This window comes from Ferroplasma acidarmanus Fer1, assembly GCF_000152265.2.
Taxonomy (GTDB): Archaea; Thermoplasmatota; Thermoplasmata; order Thermoplasmatales; family Thermoplasmataceae; genus Ferroplasma; species Ferroplasma acidiphilum.
Genome location: NC_021592.1, coordinates 1,214,331 through 1,235,064, shown reverse-complemented (window position 1 = coordinate 1,235,064; position 20,734 = coordinate 1,214,331). Strand labels below are relative to the sequence as shown.

Annotated in this window: 21 protein-coding genes; 12 read left to right on the top strand and 9 right to left on the bottom strand. The window is 38.0% G+C overall.

Translation table 11 applies throughout. The annotated features are described in order from the left end of the window. Positions 1-34 precede the first annotated feature (34 nt). The 6 genes from FACI_RS06320 to FACI_RS06295 all read left to right on the top strand — a co-directional run bounded on the left by FACI_RS06320 (position 35) and on the right by FACI_RS06295 (position 6,807). The gene (locus FACI_RS06320; protein ID WP_009887300.1) at positions 35-1,345 is read left to right on the top strand and encodes an NfeD family protein; all 1,311 of its coding nucleotides are present in this window, start codon (positions 35-37) and stop codon (positions 1,343-1,345) included. A 224-nt stretch (positions 1,346-1,569) separates the two neighbouring features. After that, the gene (locus FACI_RS06315; protein WP_009887299.1) at positions 1,570-2,505 is read left to right on the top strand and encodes an ROK family protein; all 936 of its coding nucleotides are present in this window, start codon (positions 1,570-1,572) and stop codon (positions 2,503-2,505) included. Between the two features lie 221 nt (positions 2,506-2,726). Then, a complete protein-coding gene (locus FACI_RS06310) occupies positions 2,727-3,890 on the top strand; it encodes an amidohydrolase (protein ID WP_009887298.1) in 1,164 nt (387 codons plus the stop codon). Continuing rightward, positions 3,880-4,812, top strand: a complete 933-nt coding sequence (locus FACI_RS06305; RefSeq protein ID WP_009887297.1) for a S66 peptidase family protein — start codon at positions 3,880-3,882, stop codon at positions 4,810-4,812. The genes FACI_RS06310 and FACI_RS06305 overlap by 11 nt, the downstream gene beginning before the upstream one ends. An 83-nt stretch (positions 4,813-4,895) precedes the next feature. Beyond that, positions 4,896-5,777, top strand: coding sequence for a uroporphyrinogen decarboxylase/cobalamine-independent methonine synthase family protein (locus FACI_RS06300; protein ID WP_009887296.1), 882 nt, complete (start codon positions 4,896-4,898; stop codon positions 5,775-5,777). A gap of 1 nt (position 5,778) precedes the next feature. After that, complete coding sequence (locus tag FACI_RS06295) at positions 5,779-6,807, top strand: methionine synthase (RefSeq protein ID WP_019841633.1); 1,029 nt, start codon at positions 5,779-5,781, stop codon at positions 6,805-6,807. 4 nt (positions 6,808-6,811) lie between these two features. Here FACI_RS06295 and FACI_RS09825 read toward each other — a convergent pair whose 3' ends face one another. After that, on the bottom strand, positions 6,812-10,120 hold the full coding sequence (locus tag FACI_RS09825; protein WP_009887294.1) for a membrane associated serine protease: 3,309 nt from the start codon (positions 10,118-10,120) through the stop codon (positions 6,812-6,814). A gap of 117 nt (positions 10,121-10,237) precedes the next feature. Between FACI_RS09825 and FACI_RS06285 the strand changes: the two genes are divergently transcribed. The 4 genes from FACI_RS06285 to FACI_RS06270 are packed head-to-tail and all read left to right on the top strand — an operon-like array spanning position 10,238 to position 12,861. Then, on the top strand, positions 10,238-10,786 hold the full coding sequence (locus FACI_RS06285; protein WP_009887293.1) for a hypothetical protein: 549 nt from the start codon (positions 10,238-10,240) through the stop codon (positions 10,784-10,786). A gap of 27 nt (positions 10,787-10,813) precedes the next feature. After that, complete coding sequence (locus tag FACI_RS06280; RefSeq protein ID WP_009887292.1) at positions 10,814-11,368, top strand: UbiX family flavin prenyltransferase; 555 nt, start codon at positions 10,814-10,816, stop codon at positions 11,366-11,368. Then, the gene (locus FACI_RS06275; protein WP_009887291.1) at positions 11,361-11,807 is read left to right on the top strand and encodes a Mut7-C RNAse domain-containing protein; all 447 of its coding nucleotides are present in this window, start codon (positions 11,361-11,363) and stop codon (positions 11,805-11,807) included. The genes FACI_RS06280 and FACI_RS06275 overlap by 8 nt, the downstream gene beginning before the upstream one ends. A 31-nt stretch (positions 11,808-11,838) precedes the next feature. Then, positions 11,839-12,861 carry a pelota family protein gene (locus FACI_RS06270; RefSeq protein WP_009887290.1) on the top strand — a complete coding sequence of 341 codons (1,023 nt, stop codon included), beginning with the start codon at positions 11,839-11,841 and terminating at the stop codon, positions 12,859-12,861. On the opposite strand, the gene FACI_RS06265 is transcribed toward FACI_RS06270, so the two are convergent. Then, the gene (locus tag FACI_RS06265) at positions 12,858-13,220 is read right to left on the bottom strand and encodes a Mov34/MPN/PAD-1 family protein (protein ID WP_019841630.1); all 363 of its coding nucleotides are present in this window, start codon (positions 13,218-13,220) and stop codon (positions 12,858-12,860) included. The genes FACI_RS06270 and FACI_RS06265 overlap by 4 nt on opposite strands. Next, complete coding sequence (locus FACI_RS06260; RefSeq protein ID WP_009887288.1) at positions 13,207-14,022, bottom strand: NAD(+) kinase; 816 nt, start codon at positions 14,020-14,022, stop codon at positions 13,207-13,209. Before FACI_RS06260 ends, FACI_RS06265 begins: the two co-directional genes overlap by 14 nt. A 352-nt stretch (positions 14,023-14,374) precedes the next feature. Here FACI_RS06260 and FACI_RS06255 point away from each other — a divergent pair, with 352 nt between their 5' ends. Then, the gene (locus FACI_RS06255; protein ID WP_009887286.1) at positions 14,375-14,941 is read left to right on the top strand and encodes a hypothetical protein; all 567 of its coding nucleotides are present in this window, start codon (positions 14,375-14,377) and stop codon (positions 14,939-14,941) included. 104 nt (positions 14,942-15,045) lie between these two features. Continuing rightward, positions 15,046-15,897, top strand: a complete 852-nt coding sequence (locus tag FACI_RS06250; RefSeq protein WP_009887285.1) for a sulfite exporter TauE/SafE family protein — start codon at positions 15,046-15,048, stop codon at positions 15,895-15,897. Between the two features lie 21 nt (positions 15,898-15,918). Here FACI_RS06250 and FACI_RS06245 read toward each other — a convergent pair whose 3' ends face one another. The 6 genes from FACI_RS06245 to FACI_RS06220 form a co-directional block, all read right to left on the bottom strand. After that, positions 15,919-16,731 carry a DNA-directed RNA polymerase subunit D gene (locus FACI_RS06245; RefSeq protein ID WP_019841629.1) on the bottom strand — a complete coding sequence of 271 codons (813 nt, stop codon included), beginning with the start codon at positions 16,729-16,731 and terminating at the stop codon, positions 15,919-15,921. A 2-nt stretch (positions 16,732-16,733) separates the two neighbouring features. Next, positions 16,734-17,117, bottom strand: a complete 384-nt coding sequence (locus tag FACI_RS06240) for a 30S ribosomal protein S11 (protein WP_009887283.1) — start codon at positions 17,115-17,117, stop codon at positions 16,734-16,736. Next, positions 17,114-17,701, bottom strand: coding sequence for a 30S ribosomal protein S4 (locus FACI_RS06235; RefSeq protein ID WP_009887282.1), 588 nt, complete (start codon positions 17,699-17,701; stop codon positions 17,114-17,116). The genes FACI_RS06240 and FACI_RS06235 overlap by 4 nt, the downstream gene beginning before the upstream one ends. A 9-nt stretch (positions 17,702-17,710) precedes the next feature. Then, positions 17,711-18,190, bottom strand: a complete 480-nt coding sequence (locus FACI_RS06230; RefSeq protein WP_009887281.1) for a 30S ribosomal protein S13 — start codon at positions 18,188-18,190, stop codon at positions 17,711-17,713. A 90-nt stretch (positions 18,191-18,280) separates the two neighbouring features. Beyond that, positions 18,281-18,583, bottom strand: coding sequence for a DUF424 domain-containing protein (locus FACI_RS06225; protein WP_009887280.1), 303 nt, complete (start codon positions 18,581-18,583; stop codon positions 18,281-18,283). Next, complete coding sequence (locus tag FACI_RS06220; RefSeq protein ID WP_009887279.1) at positions 18,584-20,677, bottom strand: minichromosome maintenance protein MCM; 2,094 nt, start codon at positions 20,675-20,677, stop codon at positions 18,584-18,586. Positions 20,678-20,734: the final 57 nt, after the last annotated feature.

Sequence of the window (20,734 nt, the reverse complement as noted above, 5' to 3'; positions counted from 1 at the left end):
TAAAATATAATAGTTTAAATCTATTATACATTTAATGACAAAGCCAAAGGGGCTTATAATAGTCCTTATAATTTTTATTTTCCTTCTAATGGTAGCTTCATCGGCCGGGCATTCTACAGGGCAAACAGAAAATTCGTATAAGGCTGGCAATGGCAAAGTAGTACTTTTTATAAACCTGACGGGAACAGTGAGTGCAGGTACAACAAATATGTTCAGGTCAGAACTTTCAAATATAGATAATTCCAGTGTGAAAGCTGTAATTATAAGCGTTGATGCCGGTGGAGGAATGCTTCAGCAGGCACTGGATATTGATAAATACATAAATTCAACCGAGAATAAAGGAATTAATGTATACGCATATGTCCTGCCCGGTGGATCTGCCACATATACAGCAACCTATGTAACAATGGATGCAACCGGGCTTTACATGGCACCAGGGACTATGATCGGGCTCTCGCAGCCTGACCTTGTCGGCGGTACATCCACCCAGGAACAGAATGATATTATCCAGATGGGGCATGTTATGGAATCAATGGCACTGGCACATAATAGAAATGGGACTGCTGCCAGCAGTATGGTGTTAAATGATTCCGAGTATTCTTCTGCCCAGGCATCAAACATAAAATTATCAGATGGAAATTTTGCTTCGATGAATGCGATGCTGGCAGGGTTGAACCTGAGCGCATATGGAAAAGAATATGTTCACCAGAGTGTCTATGATAATTTTCTGGGCTTTATAGCCAATCCGCTGATCGCCGGAATCTTCATACTTATAGGAATTGTGGCAGTATTTCTTGACCTTTATCATGGAACAATAGTTCTGTCTGTAATAGGGGTGGTTATGATAGGGCTTGGCTTGCTTGGAGCGGATATAATAAATGCTTCAATATTCGGCCTGATTTTACTTCTCCTTGCAGGAATTTTAATATTTCTGGAATTTAAAACTAACCATGGAATAGCCCTTTTATCAGGATTAATTACGGGCATTGCGGGAATCTATTTTCTTGCGTCTTCATATGGAACCTCAAGCCCGGGATATTCGCCTGCACCGTTTGGAGAAAGTTTTTACATGTTCTCCATTGCAATAATTCTTATAGGAATACTTCTGATCATTTATATTAGCAAGATATTAAAATCACAGAGGAGAGAAATATACACAGGTGCCGAATCCTTAAAAGGACACAGTGCTGATGTTGTAACACCCATGAAGCGAAATGAGAAAGGATTTGTAATGATTGATGGAGTCCAATGGGAAGCCATCAATATAGGAGTTGATGTCAACAGAAGCGAAAAAGTTGTTATAATAGAAAGAAAGGGGCTTACCTTAATTGTCAAGAAAATTTGATATTCACAGTATATAATGGTGTGGGATTTAGAAATATACGTTTATAGTTTTCTTTAACCATGTTAACATCCACATTAGAGACTATTATTTCTTTGATCTTTAAACCTGATAGTATAAACCTGTAATTTCTGTTACCCTGGCAAAAACTTCAGAGGATACTTTTTTTATGATACTATAAGTGGCTTATTGATTATATTTATATGTAATCTAAAAATATACACATAATGTACATACTTGGCTACGATGTTGGTGGCACAAAAATTTCTGCTGTTATAGGTGATGGGACCGGCCGGATAATGAAAAAAATAACAAGGAGGACTATGAAAGACTACGGAAAATCGGGCATAACTGACCAGTTAATATCCATGGGCGATGAATTAATTAAAAAAGCTGGCATTGAAAAGGTATCGAAGATAGGAATTATATTTGCAGGGCCGGTTGATTCGAAAACAGGCACCATTATTTCATCACCAAATATTATTGGATTAAAAAATTATAACATAACAGACAGTATACGTAAACACTTTAATGTAGATGTATACCTTCAAAACGACGCTTCTGCATCCACCATAGCCGAAAAGTTATATGGCGCTGCAAAGAATTTCTCTAATTTTGTATATATTACATTGAGTACCGGAATCGGAGGGGGAATATTCATAGACAACAAACTCTATAAGGGAAGCCATGGAATGGCCGGTGAGCTCGGTCATATGGTTATACTTCCCAACGGGCCTATTTGCGGATGTGGCAGAAGAGGATGCCTGGAAGCTATTGCAAGCGGGAAAGGCATGGCAAGGAGAGTGATAGAGAATATAAGTGAAGTTAAAAATTCCACAATATTTTCTGATATGAATCCTGCAGATATAGATGCAAAAAAGATTTTTGCCGCCAGGAGAGCGGGTGATATGTTTGCACAGTTAATAGTCGAGGAAACTATATATTATCTCGCCGTGGGCATAGTGAATATCATAAATATCTTCGACCCGCAGGCCATTATTATAGGCGGAGGCTTATCGCTTGAGGGAGAAGACCTGTTCCACCCCCTGAGGTTAGCTGTGAGGGAAGAGATGAAATCTATGAAAAGGCCGGTCAGGATTTTAAAGGCCTTAAAAAATGGGGCTGATCTGGGAACCATAGCAATTACCCAGTATAACGAATAATATTATTCTGGTTTATCCCCGTTAATCTCAAAATCCTGCGGCAACATAGCAAAGATATTTCATTGAATAATTGCAAATACAGGAGATAACCTTTGATGGCCAATGCCTGCAGGAGCCATTAAAATTGGATAAACTTTAATTGTTTGAAGGGTTGTCCGATTTAATTCCAGCACAAATATAATGTTCAGGTAAAAATATTAACCTATTAAGGATTAGGAATTATGGATATAGATTCTATTATTATACAGCATAAAAATTCTATTCTGTCCATATCTGATATGATTTATAATTTCGCTGAACTTGGAAGCAGGGAATATAAATCGTCCACACTTATGATGGATGAATTGAAGAAGGAAGGATTTACAATTGTAAATCCCTATATGGGCATGGATACAGCTTTCAGGGCAGAATATGGGGTAGGTTCTCCGGTTGTTGGGATTCTTATGGAGTACGATGCCCTTCCAAATGGGCACTCGTGCGGGCATAATTTAATATCTGCATGGGCCTATGGTACTGCTATAGTTCTTAAAAACTTTATTTCTAGTGGAAAAATTGTTGTCTTCGGAACACCATCTGAAGAGGGCATAGGGCCCTATGCTGGAAGCAAGGCCATAATGGCAAAATCAGGAGCATTCAACAATATAGATTTCGTTATCGGCATGCATCCTGACGACAGATGGGCAGTAGGCTCAAAAGCCCTTGCAGACTCTGAAATGGAATTTATTTTCCATGGGAGGTCTGCACATATGGCTGCCTCCCCGTGTTATGGAATCAATGCCCTTGATGCACTGGTCACAACATATTCAGCCATTAACAATATGAGGGACCGGGCAAAGGGTGACAAAAATATTGTTGTTGGCATGGTAATAAGGGATGGCGGAAAAGCTTCAAACGTGGTACCGGACAGAGCAGCAATGGAGGTTGACCTGAGGTCCAGCGATTCCTCATTTCTGGTTGAATTCATAGAGAAAATTAAAAAACTAGCAAAGGGGATTTCAGATGGCTATGGCACCACACTTGAGATAAAGGATTTGATGCCAATGTACACAGAGTATAAGGCAAACCGTGTTATAGATGGTGTACTTTATGATGAACTGGAGAAAATTGGCATTGATGCATTCAATATAGATGATAGTGATGAGGCTGCTAGTGGAAGCACCGATGAAGCAAATGTCAGCCTTGCGGTTCCTACAGGGCATATTGACCTGAAAATTGGAACAGGTCTCCCCGGGCATTCAGACCAGTTCAGGGAAGCTGCCAATCCAGCCAGGGCAGGAGAAAATCTTATGATTGCAATACGTGCTGCTTCCTCCGCTATACTGAAGATCATGCAGGATAAACAGCGCTTAAACAAAATAAAGGAGGAGTTTGATAATGGAAAATAGGGTAAAGCCACCAAAATTGCAGCCTGGGGATGAAATAAGGGTTATTGCACCGGCAAGTGCACCGGATATGATAAAATTATCAAGGGGGATATCAAAACTTAAAAAGCTTGGATATAAGGTAACAGTGGGCAAAAATATAAAGAAGCTCAACCAGAGAAACGATCTTGCAGCACCTGCCAAGGACCGGGCAGAGGAATTAATGTCAGCCTTCCGTGATGACAATGTAAAAGCCATATTCTGTGCAAGGGGCGGTTACGGGAGCATACATATACTATCATTGCTGGATTATGAAGCCATAAGGGAAAACCCGAAGATATTCATGGGATACAGCGATATTACAGCACTCCATCTGGCTATAAACAGGAATTCAAATTTAATCACATTCCATGGGCCAATGGTTGCATCCGATGTTGATGATATATCAAAACCTTCATTTAAGGAATTCCTTGGAATTCTTTCAGGAAAATCCGATGAGATAAATATATACCGGGATCGCTTAATAAAATACATCATTCCTGGAAAAACAGAAGGATATTCCATGGGCACAAATATTTCACTGGTAGCATCACTGCTGGGCACCAATTATATCCCGGAAACAACAAACAGGATATTTTTCATTGAAGACACGGACGTAACTTCAGGAGATATTGACCGCTATTTCTTCAGCATGAAACTTGCACATATTATCGAACAGTTTAACGGGTTTGTATTCGGGGATTTCAAAGCCATATTTGACAAGGAAGAGCCAATGCCATCCATAGAAGATGTGGTACAGAAATTTATGAATGAGATAAATAAACCGTCCCTGTATGGTGCACCATTTGGACATGGGGAAGAACAGATGGTACTTCCACTGAATGCCAGGATAGGCATAAGCGATGAGGAGCCTTACATGGAATTAAAAGAAAATGTTGTTGATTAAAACATTATAATAACATTTAATGGTATTACTGAAAATCATATATTTGACAAAAATGTTTTATTAACATCGGACTATAAACCACCATGCAGATAGATAAATTAGTTTATGGTATTTACCCGAAAACCAATGAATTAAGATTGCACATTGGCAGATGGGAGAAAGGAAAGATTCCTGATGCTACATTAAACGAGAATATAGAATCTGAGAAAGCAATGTTTTATGATTTATTGAAGGGGGGCAGCATTGAGCATACAGATCCACTGTTCAACTGGTATGATATACTCAGGCCAGTATCGCTAATAGTTGATGGCATAGACCTCGGGCCACTTACAAGATTTAAAGAGACAAATAGCTTCTATAGAATGCCGGTAATTAATAATATATCAGGTATTTCAATAGACCCGGAAGATTTTTCTCCTTTGAATGAGAACCCGCCACTCCCATTATATGTTAACAATGGAAATGGATTTAATGCTTTTCTTCCATCGCCCCTTTCATTCTATAAAATGTCAAGGAGCAGTATACCGTATGGCATATTCCAGGAAAAAATAGAAGGCGTTTATGCTAACATACTTAAGGAATTTGGCTTAAAAGACCTTGTACTTTACGATCCACTTCCATATGAAAAATCAGATATCCTTGATCTTTCTTTACTGGGCGATTTTAAAATAAAGTTAGTGACAACCGGAAAGCTGTACAAAAACAATATAAAGGGAAACCTGTACTCTATAATTGCTGATTACAGTCCGGAGAATTTCAAAATTTCAAAGGAAAATTCAAAGGTTCCTGGTGTCAAGCTCATTGATGGCTCCAATACCAGATTGGAAAATGTTAATGAAATAAACAGAACGGTAGAGTCACTTGATGCTGACAGGATAATAGTTAGCCACAGGGAATATTTTGATTTCCTGCCAAGACTCATTGCAGATAGAAAACTTGACCTTATGTCAAAAATAGGTGAATAAAATGGGGAAATATTTAATATCTCAGGAAATAGGAAGTTTCAGGAAGCCAAAATACCTCAGTACCGTATTTCACAAAATATATGGAACTGAGGAATATTATAAATTATCAGAAAAAGCTACAGAGGAAACAATAGACCTTTTCAGGCATGCAGGGTTAGATAATATAGGCGTGGGCGGAGAGATGTTCCGCTGGGAAATGTATGAACATCAGGCAAATAGAGTTGACGGAATAAAATTCTATGGGCCTGTGAGGTCATTTGACAACAGGTATTATAAAAAAGGCAGCATAGTGGAGGATATTTCAATTAAAGAATCTTTCCACTCTGATGAACTGGAATATCTTCTCTCAAAGGGGTATGATAATATAAAAATACCTGTGACAGGGCCATATACCATGATGGACTGGTCATTTAATGAACATTACAGTGACAGATACGAAACAGCAATGGCATTTGCATCACTTCTCAACAGTGAAATGAAAAACCTGAAAAAACTCTGGGATTCAAAATATCCTGGAAGAAAGCTGGAAATACAGCTTGACGAACCTGCTACAACCACCCATCCTGATGAGATGAATATAGTGGTAGATTCGCTTAATAAATCTGTAGAAGGGATAGATAACTGTGAGTTTACCATTCATGTGTGCTATAGTACCGATTACAGGCTCCTATATGATGTTATGAATGATATAAAAATAGATGGGCTTAACCTTGAGTTCGCGAACAGGGATAAACTGGAACCGGGGACATCCGATGCTGCAAGGCCAGGCTATGAAGAATTGAAGTATTTCCAGCAGTTGAACACAAAGAAAAAATTCATAGGGCTTGGAGTAACAGATGTACATATTGACTACATAGAACCTGTCAGGCTAATTAAAGATAGAATAAATTATACTTTAAACATAATGCCTCCTGAACTGGTAAGGGTAAATCCGGATTGCGGGCTAAGAACAAGGTCTATTGAAACAGGATATGAAAAATTAAAAAATATGGATACAGCAAGAAATGAAATACTGAAAGAAATAGAATAATTTTTTAATATTGGAAGTAATCGTATTCCTCTTCATTCATCTTTTTTCTCTTTTTTCTCCGTATAAAGAATAGTATTATAAAAACGATATATGCCAGTATGCCCGCAAAGATCAACAGGGTTATCAGATATGATATGATTGTATAGTGTACTGCAACTTCATTGGATGAAACGAATGATCCACTGGGAGTATATGCATCTACAATCACATAGTATGTTTTTCCGGGCGTTAAACCTGGAATGAAACCGAAGTCAGTGCCCCTTGAGGATATTACTTCTGTGTGGGGATTTAACATTAATGAGTTGTTGGAATAGGCAACAACGTATTCTGCAAAGTTGGTGGATGGATATTTATCCCAGGATACGAAGGCATAATAAAATCCAAGTGGAAGCGAATATGTGATTTTGAAATTAATAACCAGAACAGATACACTTGCCGGGCTCATGTAAACAACAGGAGAAGAACCGGGAGATATGGATGTAGTATTATTAACATACAGATATTCATGGAATGTTGCATTTGTTGTTCCGTTTAAAAATAATACAAACTGGCCGGAACTATTTGTATACCCTATTGTCTTTCCATCTGATGTAATATTAACATTGCTGAGCCCGTATCCATATTGAACGTTCTCAACAGTGCCTTGAACTGCTTTGAAGCTTGAGTTTTTGGGGGATAAAACAAGGGAAATGTGGATATTCTGTCCGGGTGTTAAGTTCATGCTCTGGTTTTGGGATGTATATCCTGTATCTGTTGCATTAATATATGTAGTGTCCGGAGTAACGTATAGAAAATGATAGCCCCCTATGCTGTTAGTTTTAACCCCGTTCAGTGTTACAGTAGCATTCCCGTTTGAGACAAAAACGTCCACCAGTACTTTCTCTGGCTTAAGTGTTAAAAAGCCTATGGTACTGGCACTGGCATTTGCTGTGAAGTAGCCGGTAGAATTAATGGTCGCGTTATTGTTGCCGGAAAGTTCGTAAACATCTATAGTTTTTGAACTGGATGTGTATCCAAAGTAATGATCCACAAGTAGTGTATACTGTGGAGAATAATAGGATGGGCTTGAGCTTATGGTTACGCTAACAACCCTTATGGTGGGAACGTGTATTTCTCTATAAAAAGTAACGCCACTGGATTCAGTTGCTGATATATTGTAATATCCCCCTGATAGAGAAACGGGATTGAATTTGGTGCTTCCATTTACCGCATAAGTTGCAGAATTCCCATTGCTCAGGCTGAATTTTAGTGTGGAGTTTTTCCCAAAAGTTATGCTATACAGGATGTGTACAGCGCCTGCTGTTCCATATATTTGTTTATTTACTTCCTTTCCCATGTATGCGGTGAGTGATTTCGCTGAAGAGTTGTATGAAAATGTTATATTGCTATAATCAGTCCCCATATTGCTATAGCCTGATGTGTATATTCCAGTATAGTTTATCCTGCCTGTAGCATTGGTAATGTCTATGTTGCTGTATGTTGCCTTAGAAATATTCACAAAATTGATTTTTGCATTATCCTGCTGTGCACCTGCAACAGCATGGTAATCACCTGAAAACGATACTGGAACATTTAATTCTTTCACAGTTGAATTGTTAACTGTAAAGTAAATTTCTGCCCCGGAAATTTTTATTCCAATGTAGGCAGATGGAGCCCCGGGTAGGATTCCCCGGGTTTCTGTTCCATTATCATAAATACTGTACTTATAATAATAACCTGTAGAATTTGTTGAAATTCCGAATTTTATATAATTAGTTTGATTTTCGTAGAATCCAAGGTAATAATAGGTGCTTCCATTGAATTGCTCCACATTATTTCCTGGAACGTTAATACTGGCAGATATATCGGTGGCATATGAAGTGTTATTGAAAACAGCCACAGTTCCGTATCCATTCATAATTTTGCCAGTATCGTTTATAAGGTTGCTTACCTTTGGTGTTCCCAGCCCTGTGACTGGATTCCATCCCGGTCCTGCGCTGTATCCTGCATTACTTCCAGATGTTATCGGGGTAAATGCATTTTTATAATACTTTGTTTCAGAAAGCTTATAAAACAGGGGATTAACTAGCCCAAGAGATTTCCCGTAGTACTGGTCCATTATTGCAATTATCCCTGCCCACATAGGAGTAGAAATACTGGTTCCACCAAGAACGGATGTTGCGCCATCAACAACCACCAGTACACCTGTGTTTGGATTGGCATCGAGAGCAACATCAGGTACTCCTCTGTAGGACTCCGTATAATTTGGGGCTACCTGGTAATATGGAGTGGTGAAATAGGAGGAAAAACCTCCTCCACTTCCCTCTTCTTTTCCGTTAACTATGTCACCCCAGGCAGTCTGTGTATACTGACCACTTGAGATTTGATTTAACGTTGTTCCCCCTACTCCAAGGACATATGGATCCGATGCCGGGAAATTTACTGCAAGATGGGAAGTACCATCATTTGCACCTTGATCGCCTGATGCAGCCACCACAGTAATGTTATTCGCGGCTGCCTGTTCATAAATATTGTTAAGGCTCGTTAGAGTATGAGGTGAGAGATCACTTTCTGCCTCTCCCCAGCTGATAGAAATTATATTTCCTAATTTGTGGGTAACGGCATAAGCCACAGAATCAAGAAGCCTTGATCCTGAACCCGGTGATAGTACCAGGTCTATTTTGGCACCAGGTGCTATAGCATGTGCCCACTCTACATCAATAGCTGTTTCAGAAGCCCACTGGGAATTTGTAGATGTTATTGCGCCTTCAGGGGTTGTTACTGTAAGATTTATTGGAGGCAACCCGGTTTTATTGTCGAAAACACTAACATCATAGTTAAGTGTCGGGTCTCCGTAGGCGTCAACAATAACTATTGTAGTATTATTTCCATAATAACCCTCATTATGTGTATAATTTATATCATATGCATTGTAGATATTTGATGGTAAATATGGCCTGGCCTGATAGGATGGATTTTGAATATACGGAATGAAATCATTAGAATTATTGAATGTAAAATATGTTATACCTAGTGTGCGGTTAAGCTCACTGAAAACATAGGATATTGTGCCCTTCTGCGTTGAATCGTTGACATTCAGGAGATTCCCATAATAACTGTATGGAATGCCTGTTGAATTTAGCTGGTTTCCTACGTATGATTTGAGGCCAGTAGGTACGTAAGCCATTATAGTTTGAGATGTGGAATTTTTATTATCAGAATTGTTTACAGGACTAATTACAGGATTCTGGGCTGTATCCAGAATTGCAAGTGATGAAATAACGAGTATAAAAATTAATGTGACTGTAAGTAATTTCTTTATAGGATATTCCATATACTTCTTGAAATTAATCCTCGTTTAAAAACTTAATGACATTATTTTCATAAAAAATTAAAATTTAACTGCATGCTAAAGAAAAAGATTTTAAACCTAAATTAATATACAGGATAAATGAAAAAGTATCTTCCAGCTATCATAGTTATAATTTCACTTGTTATGGTTATGGCTCCATTTGCCTCCTCAGCATCCCCTGTAACATTGCCAGCTGCCCCCACATCTCTGCCGTCAATCAGTTATAATTATAATGGTACAAATGAATCTATATCAGATTCAAACTGGACGGCTTTCTTTTCATCTGTAATAGACAACACGCACTATGTGAAATACAGTTTCAATACATCAACCCAGTGTTTAATAGTTTATGATCTAAGCTATACAGGGATGAATCCCTACGGGCTTCAGTTTATAAATGCATTATCAGGCATAGGAACACCTACATTAAAAAATATGACCCTGGCTTTCAATGAAACGAAAAACATGTCTTCGCAGGTTAAGGGATATACAGACATCGAGGCATTAAATGCAGGTGCTTATCCAGGATTTTCATTCTCTAAACCAGTAGTTAAGCCCTTATCTACTCAATATCTGTATGTTGGAATATTTGTTGCAATAATTGCAGGCATGATAGCTCTGTATTATGTGTTTAACAGGAAAAAGTAATATCCAACTAAACCATATTTATAAGCTATGAAAAAGATTGTGGTGGGAATAACTGGAGCATCCGGAACTGCCCTGGGAGTAAAATTTCTTGAAAACATAAAAGATATGGAAATTCACCTGGTAATGTCAGAAAGTGCAAAGAAGGTTATGAAACTTGAATCAGACTATTCTATAGATTATATTAAAAGCCTTGCAGATTATTATTATCACGATTCAGATATAGCTGCTAGAATTAGCTCAGGGAGCTTTCTCTTTGATACATTTGTAGTGATCCCCTGTTCTTCATCTACCCTGGCTAAAATTTCAGCAGGCATATCAGATACACTTATAACGAGAGTGGCTACAGTAGCTATGAAAGAAAGACGTAGATTTATAGTGGTGCCAAGAGAAATGCCATTCAGCACGATAATGCTTGAGAACATGCTGAAACTGTCAATGAATAATGTGATAGTAGCACCGGCTGTTCCCGGATACTACAATAAGCCATCAAGCGTGGAAGACCTTTTGAATTTTGTAGTGGCAAGGGTGCTTGACCTTGCAGGGATAAAAAATGATATATCGCCACGGTGGAGAGATGAATAAATTTATGGCTGACCATATGCTTGGCAGGACATGCAAATGGATGAGGATAATGGGATATGATACAGGTTATCCGCAGTGCCATTCCGATAATGATATACTTAAAAAATGCAAGGAGGAAAACCTTATACTGCTCACAAGGGATTACGAGTTTTATAAAAGGTATAGCAATTCCATATTCCTTGACAGCCCTGATTTTAAGGAGCAATTAAAGCAGGTAGTAACTATGTTTCCACCTGATCGTGAACTGTTTTTCTCAAGATGCCCAGAATGCAATACTATACTTCAGACTGTTAAAACTGAAACAATGGGGCCCGGCTATGATCTTGTAAAATCCAGATATGACACTGTTAAATTTTGTCCTGGATGCGGAAAATATTACTGGGAAGGTTCCCATTATTCCAGAATATTGTCACAGCTCAACAGTATAATAAAAGGTTAAATTTTTTAATCAAATATGAAATTAGGTGTTATTGAAAATAATAGAAGATAACCCTAAAGAATCAAAATTGGTTCTTATGATAAATACTATAGATGATTTATGGTATTTAAAGAATATACTTGACAGGGGCGATCAGATTATTACATCGGTTTTCAGGCGCCAGGAACAGAATGCCGATTTAAATAGATCAAAAGCCACAGAAAGGAAGAAAATAAATATAAAGTTAAACGTTGAAAAAATAGATTTTCTTCCCTATACGGATAATCTCAAAATTCTCGGTGAAATACTGGAAGGTGAAAATTCCGGCAGCCATCAATCCGTAATGATAGGCGTAGATGATGAAATAACTATTATAAAGACCCTGGATTCTGGAGAAAGGGGATTCCTCAATGAAGCTGTAGAGAATTATTATAAAAACAGTATAGTGTTTGTTTCACTGGATGATGAATCATGCATCATAGCGTTGATGAAATCATATGGCATCCAGGAAATAGCAGATATATCTTCTAAAAAATCAGGTAAGGATTATGGTTCAAATGGTGAAGATCCTGGATACTATAAAGAAATAATTGCATCTATAAAAAATATAAAAAATCCTGCGTCAATAATCATACTTGGCCCGGGATTTGAACACACAAAGTTATACAAAAAAATAATGGATGACCCGTTTTTCAATGGAATAGCACTTCACGATTTTCCGGAAACGGATAATGGAAAACGTGGCATATATGAATTTATGGCTGATAAAAAATCAGGCGATATTTTAAAAGGTGCCAGGCTGGCTGCAGATGAAAAGCTTATAGAGAATTTTCTCATTAATTTAAATAAAACAGGGTTAAGCATATATGGATATGATGAACTTGTTAAGTATTCCAGAATGAATATGGTCGAGGATATTCTTATATCTGAATCAAAATTCAAAGACCCTGAAACCAGGAAACTTCTCAATGAGGCAACAGGAATCAATATACATGTTATTAGCGATTACACAGAATCCGGTGATATAATAAAACAATTTGGTGGTTATTGCGGAATATTGCGATATAAATATTAAATGATATTAAGTTTTAACGGGTCTCCATTCCTCGTATATGCTGAAAAGTTATTCATATTATATGGATAACCCACTATTATATGGACAGGGCCGGTGTTGGAGAACATATGCAGGTCAGCGTCTGATGGGTGTGTATTGCCTGATGGATGGGAATGTACAGAGCCTACATATGAAAAATCAAGTGGCATGGTATATGTTCTGAATATTACATGTACAGGGCCATTGATAGAGCCCGGAACCAGCGCTATTTCATATATTATCTGGTGTTCTGCCCTTAGAAGGGCTCCAAATTCGTTCGGAAGTGCATCCCGGGATGCTTCCATAATCATCTTCAACGTTCTTTCCCTAATTGACCACATCTTTAATCAGTTTCTCCCTTAACCTGTCATAGAATGAATTTTTTAGCTCTATAAATGTCAGTCTTTCATCTGAAACCCTGATATCTATACGATCATTCCCGTTCACAACGGCTTCCCTCTGGCCATCTATTATTACCAGAGAGCTGAACCTGCCAATAATTTTTATTGTTATCTTGCTATCATCAGGGCACACAATGGGTCTGAGCCTTGAACCAAATGGTGCAATATAAGATATAACCATAGCCTTCAATGAAGGTATCAGTATAGGGCCACCTGCACTATATGAATATGATGTTGACCCTATAGGTGTTGCCACTATAACACCATCTGCACTTGTGTTTTCCATAAAGCGGTCGTTAATATAAACGCTGAATTTCCTTATCTTTGATATTCTTGCCGTATGTATGACAACATCATTTATGCCTTTCCCGAAAAGCTGGTCGTTTACATACACATTTAATTTCATTACTTCATATGTCTTGTAATTTCCCTTAATTAAATTGTATATTGATTCTTCAATATTGCCGATTTCAACTTCAGAGAGGAATCCCAATCCTCCAACATTAATCCCAAGTATTTTTCCTCTGGAAAGTTGTGCAGTCCTGAGAATTGTTCCGTCACCCCCTACAACAATTATTATATCGGCATCAATGTCTTTGAAATTAACACCTTTCCTGTTTAAGGCTTTTGCAAGTTTATCTTCAAGCACCAATTCCCATGATTCCGGAATCAACTCTATTATGCGCCTTGCAATTTTAATGCATGAATGGCAATTGATTCTAGCTATAATTCCTATTTTCATTTACACACCGGTACTTTCATCTATTATATAGCATTTAATTAATTTTATGTTTATTATTATAAAAATAGGCTGTGTTAATAAATTTATATACCTTTTGCTTCTGCCATGCTTAACCGGAACAAAGGAACGTTCCAAAACTGTTACACAGGCTCTGCCGGATCAATAATGCATTCAGTGTGCATGCATTAATAACTGTATTTCATGTGTATATAATTTGCACATTCATTTCATGGCCAAAGCCGGTGTACTTTCTGTTATTGGATTGCAAAATGAATATATGTGAATCACATAATAGCATATATATGAATATTTTCAATGGCAATGAATTTATACATGTATATAATGAAGATTTATGGCAAAAGTATCTGATTCGGTAAAAGTGATAGTATCAAACAATCTTATCTATTCAATGGCAATTTCAAGTGGTTTATGCAATTATACCAAAATAGCTGAAAATATAAAGGATAAAGTTGAAGCTATGACGGGAAAAAATGTAAAATTCAATACTATTGTGAAGGTCCTTGCAAATATGAAAACTGAGAAGCCCGAGTATACTGATGATCTTGAAATACTTAAGAGGTCTTCTCTCACAATAGAATATGAATACAGTATACTTTATTTTGATGATATAAAAAAAATCCCGGAAAACTCTATCCTGGTGATGAAAGAGTCAAACATATACATATGCATAGCCAATACAGGGAATCAGCAGAGCAAGATTGCCCTGATCAAAATAATACTCCCAAAACAATCATCGTTTACTCCCGGGCTTACCCTTCTGATAACCGATTATCTCATGACGTATGGAATTAAATTTACGAATATATACAGGCTGGATACTGAAATATGGATAATTATAGACAATTCCAATGCTGGAAAGGCATTATATCGGCTGAGCACACTCCTTCATGAAAATTAATAATTCACAAATATGGATTTATTTTATAATTTTACACTGACATGAATAATTACGTTGAATTATGAATATATATTTATAGTAATATGTAATAATGTCCTGATATAATGATAGACGTAACATTAATCCAGTATATCCTTGCAATTATATCCGGAATCGCAGTGGGATTTAGCCTGGGACTTATAGGTGGAGGTGGGTCAATCCTTGCTGTTCCTCTTTTCATATATTTTGTAGGTATAAATCACCCGCATCTGGCAATCGGAACAACGGCACTGGCTGTAGGAATTACAGCGTACATAAATTTTGCACAGCATCTTAGAAAGAAAAACGCAAATATTAAACTGGGAGGAGTATTTGCCCTGGTTGGAATCGTAGGGGTTTTGATTGGGTCAACCATAGGCCTCATTATAAAAGGTGGGGAGCTTTTATTCTTCTTTTCAATGCTTATGATCATTATCGGCATTTATATGTACATCAGCAAATGCAGGGCTGTACCCAATGAGGACTGCAAAGAACTGGCAAAACAAACAAAGTACGGCAAAGTATCCGGATATTCGTTGATAGTCGGATTTGCATCAGGATTTTTCGGCATAGGAGGTGGATTTTTAATAGTCCCTGGGCTCCTGGCATCATCAAAAATTAAAATAAACATGGCAATAGGAACATCTCTGCTCGCAGTGGGCACATTTGGCATTGTAACGGCAATTAGATACTCCATAGTAGCCCCCGGGCTTCAGTTTATTAGCAGTGGCATGATAGGCGATGTACTTTTCCTTGTTGCAATAGTATATGTAATAGGTGGAATATTCGGCGGGTATCTTGGAACAAAATTATCTGTAAACCTTGGAGGCAGAAAAGGAACATTAAGAAAAGTGTTCTCCATAATAATTATACTTGTAGGAATATACGTGGCCTATGAATCATATCCAGCACTGGTTCATATGTTATTTATATTATAATATAATTTTTAAAAAAAAATTTTAATCTGATAAGCTTTCCATAAGGGCTGTAAATCTATTTTCAAGTCTATGCAATGCATAGCTTAAAACGTCAGAAGCTTTTAATGAGCCGTCTGTTTCAAATTTAAAAATAAATTTAGTACTGTCTTCCTCTACAACTACGCCATCCCTCTCCATTAACTGTGAAAGATAACTGCATGGTATATCATCTGTAAATAATATTGTAGTATCGTTTTCACTTAAAACAGACTTCGGGCATGTGTCCTTATAAAATTGCCAGTTATCCAGTGCAGCCTTATTGACGTGGAAATTCCTGTGATATTTGTAGGAAACACCGGATGTTGCCTGCCACTTTGCATGTTCTTTTCCTCTGCCAAGTATAGCTTCACATGTTACAAGCATGGCCTGGTTCTTTTTAAGTTCTACAATGGGTATTAATGGGTCTGTTACAGTTAGTTCCGGATTGTTGACAGGCATAATATCGGATGAGTAAACCATTCCAGGCCCCAGTTTGTTAATTGAGTATGTTACAGTGCAGAGGTCACAACCCTTGCCGCCACATGAGCACTCATCCCTGAAATTCATTGAAAGGTCGGTCTTTAATGGAATAAGGCCAATCCTCGATGCCAGTATTTCATCAAATAATGGAAGTGAGGAATCATATACGTTTCCGTCTGCGTCCCTTATCTCTCCATGATGGTAGATAACGTTTTCAATAGCTAATTTCGGGATGTCATTTATTAATGTACGGCGTATAGAATTGGCAATTGCAGGTGTAATCCCATCAATGGAAAAACGTATAAAATTATCCTTTAGTTCCAGAATTTTCATCATGCTTAAACTCTCCTTCCTCTCTTACCGCCTTTCTTCTTGGTTCCATCGTGTGGTGTGGGCGTTACTTCCTCAATTCTCAAAATCTTGAATCCTGCCCTGGAAAGTGTCCTTATAGCTGATTGTGCGCCTGGACCCGGTATTCTTGATCTGCTTCCACCAGGAGCCCTGACCCTTATAATCAAATCTGTAATTTCCTTTTCCCTGAGTTTCTCTGTAATGATATCTGATGCTTTCATTGCCGCATATGGGCTTGATTCTTCTCTATCGTTCTTTACCACCATGCCTCCGGTGGATTTTGCTATTGTTTCTGATCCGGTCTGATCCGTTATCAGTATTATAGTATTATTCTGGGATGCGTATATATGTGCAATTCCAATTTTATTCATTGAGCTTCACCTTTGCTTGCTTTTTCCGGTTCTTCCTTGTCTTCCCTTTCCTGTATTCCAGCCAGTATAAGCCTTATGGGATGCTTATCGTCTGAAAAGGGTGATTTTTCACTGTATGTAATACTGTCTTCCTGACCTTTCAAAACTGCAATGCTGGGTATTGTTACAATATGGTCTCCCACCTTAATATGCCCGTGGGTAATAAGTTGCCTGGCCTGCTTCATGGTTGTAGCCATGTTTAACTGGTATACCAGTGTTTGAAGCCTTCTATCCAGAATATTTTCTATGTTTAACGCAAGTATATCATCAAGCGTTGCGCCCTCACTTAAAAGGCTTAACTTATCCAGCTTTTTCAGTAAAAGCTGGAACTGCTTCTCAGCAATAGGATCGTTATACCTGACCTTTGCCTGAAGAGTTCTTGCCTGTGCCCTGTAGGAAGATAATATAGCTTCAGCCTTCCATAATTCTCTTTTATTTTTTAATCCATATTTTGCTACAACCTGCCTTTCACTGTCTATTCTCTCTTTTTCCCAGGGATGCCTTGGGGTTGAATATCTTTTTCTCTGAAATTTTTGATCTCCCATTATATCACCTTATTTTTTCTGTTCCTGCCTTTTTCTGATAACACCCATTGATAATCCATGCCTGCCATTCGAACGTGTCCTCTGGCCCCTTACCTTGTGCCCCTGCTCGTGCCTGAGCCCGCGATATGACCTCATTTTTTTCATCAGGTTTATATCATCATTAATCTTAAGAATAAGATCGTTGGATAAAAGGTTAAAATTCTTCCCGGTTGCTACATCTTTCCTGTGATTTAAAAGCCATACAGGCATTCCTTCATATTCCTTGCTTTCAACATATTTCCGGATTTCGAGAACCTCATCCTCAGACAGGTCTCCTATCTGCCTGTTACGATCCAGATTAAGTTTCTTAATAAGAATATTTGCAAGCCTTTCGCCTACACCGTTAATATCGGCCAGACCAAGGTCCATCCTTCTCTCTCCTCTTATATCCTTATTCGCAATTCGAACAATATACTGAAAATTTTCATTATCTTTTTTGTTATCAGCCATATTACCATCCTGTTAAGTGTAAGTTATTCCCTATTATTTAACTATATATATCCTTTACCATTATATTCAGGAGCCCTGTGCACAATAGCATTACACAATTTTTGCAAGCTGTGCATGTGGAACCCCGGCAATTTTTATTATGTTATCCTTTTCAATATAATTTGCATCAATAGCTGCATTTACCACATGTTCACCTACAAGGTTTGCTATGGTGCATATATCAAGGGAGGAAAGAAATGTCTCCTCTGATACTTTCATTTCTCCATAAAACTCCGGCTTAATTTTCAGATGAAGCTTTCCCTCCCGTAGGTCTTTATTGATAAGCTCACTATCAGCGGCGGCCAGCATGACCTCCCCGTTTATATTGAGTATTTTCATATTTATATTATTCACTCAGATCACATCTACCCTTTTATTTGAAGGCTCATAGATAAACCCATCACTTTTTAGCCTTGCCAGGTCTGTTTCGGCCCGTTCCCTGCTGATTCCTTTTTGCTTTAACATCTCTATTACTGTTTCAATTTCCGGTGCCTTTTTCTGATCCCCACTGTTTTCTTTAGCTTCCTTAATCACGGACAGAATTACTTCAAGTTCGGTCCTCTGTTTTGTACTTATTCCTGTGTTAAGTATATCAATATCCACCTGACCGTTCATAGCCGATACTTCCTTAAGGTAGTAATCAACAACTCCCTTGGCAAGCAGTGCATCTTCAACGGTGATAATAGGTGAGAGCCTTGCCTTTGCCGCTGCCTCTGCAAGCCTTATTGTTGATTCAAGCTGCCTTGCGGTGATGGGCACAGAGTCTATGCCACTTGCACGGGTTTTTACATACTCTTCCTTCAATATGCTTATGGCTTCATCACTCAACCTTGGGAACACTCTATTTTTGGCATATGACACATATTTTCTTATCAGGTCTTTGTCCAGTTCTGCTATGAAATTCTCCTCATCAGGTATATCGATCTCAAGATTGTTGTTTTCCAGACTCCTGTATATCTCTCCGAGCCGGTTAGTTTTAAGTACATGTTCTGCCAGTTTGTCATCTATTTCCCTGTTAGGCGTATCGATTAATTTAAAAATTATATCAAACCTGGAAAGCAAGGGTGGTGGGAATTCTGTCTGTTCAGCTATGGTTTTCATGGGGTCATACCTGCCGAATCTAGGATTGGCAGCCGCAAGTATAGAGCATCTTGATTTAAGGGTGGCCATTATGCCTGCCTTTGATATGGTAACAGATTGCTGCTCCATAGCTTCATGCATGGATGCGGTATCGTTTTTATCCATTTTGTCAAGTTCGTCTATTGCCGCGAAACCGTTATCTGCAAGAACAAGGGCACCTGCCTCAAGCGTCCATCTGCCCTCACCAAAATCATCCCTTACTGCAGCTGCTGTTAATCCTGCAGCACTTGAACCTTTCCCGAAAGCAAATACACTCCTCGGTGAGATGAAAGTCATATACCTTAAAAGCTGTGATTTGGCGGTACCCGGGTCTCCTATCATGAGTATATGTATATCCCCCCTTATATGAGTTCCATCTTTCATTACCTTCCTGACGCCACCAAAAAGCTGTAATACAAGTGATTTTTTAATAACGTCTAAACCGTATATTGATGGTGCTATAGATTTTGCCAGCCGGTCTATGATGTTTGGCTCCCTTGCCAGTTCCTTTATCTTTTTTTCATCCTCGTCGTTTATTTTAATTTCTTCGAAATCTCTGGTTTCCTTCTTGAAATTATTTACATTTAAATATATATTATATTCAGTCAGCATTGTATTTCCAATATGTTTTTCATCTGCCTTCAGTATTCCATATACGGTTACCCTGTCACCGGGGTATATCTTTCCAGTAATGTCATCCTCTATTATCAGTGTAATCCTCTGTGGCTGTGAAGTGCTATCTATTGTATCCGGATTTTCCTGTATCTCAAGTTTCTGTGTATCAACAAATTCTGATTCCTCAGGGATTAGTTTTAGCTTTCCCTTGTTCCATCCGCATGCCTGGCACGCTGTAGGCTCAAAAAGTTTCTGTATGTCTTCCGGGACTATGGTAAGTTCGCCACATGCGGGGCATTTGAATGCTGCATTCTGGAGCCTTGGCAATACCTCTGTATTTTTCCTTATTATTCCGTTGATTGAGATATATGAATTTACATTGCTGCTCCTTACATTGCGTATATCATATTTTATACCAATAATTTCAGGGACATTTACCAATCTGATATTTATCCTCCTGACCTTATTGTATGTAATTCCCAATGTTTCCTTTATATAAAATTCCCCAATTGTAAGATAATAATATGGGTCCTTCATCAGCCCTTCAATAAAATCGGTGCTATAGCCTGATAAATCGTTATATGAAATGTATAGTGATTTTATATCCGGATAGTCGCTTCTGAGTTTGTTAATCTGATCATTATAGTCATAACGGTCGAAGAAATCTATCCATTGGCGTTTAATATTGTCTGCTTCTATGTCCTGGCTAATCATGTATAATTATTATTGATAATAAGTATTTAACACTTTATTAAGCCTGCTGGGGGTAAC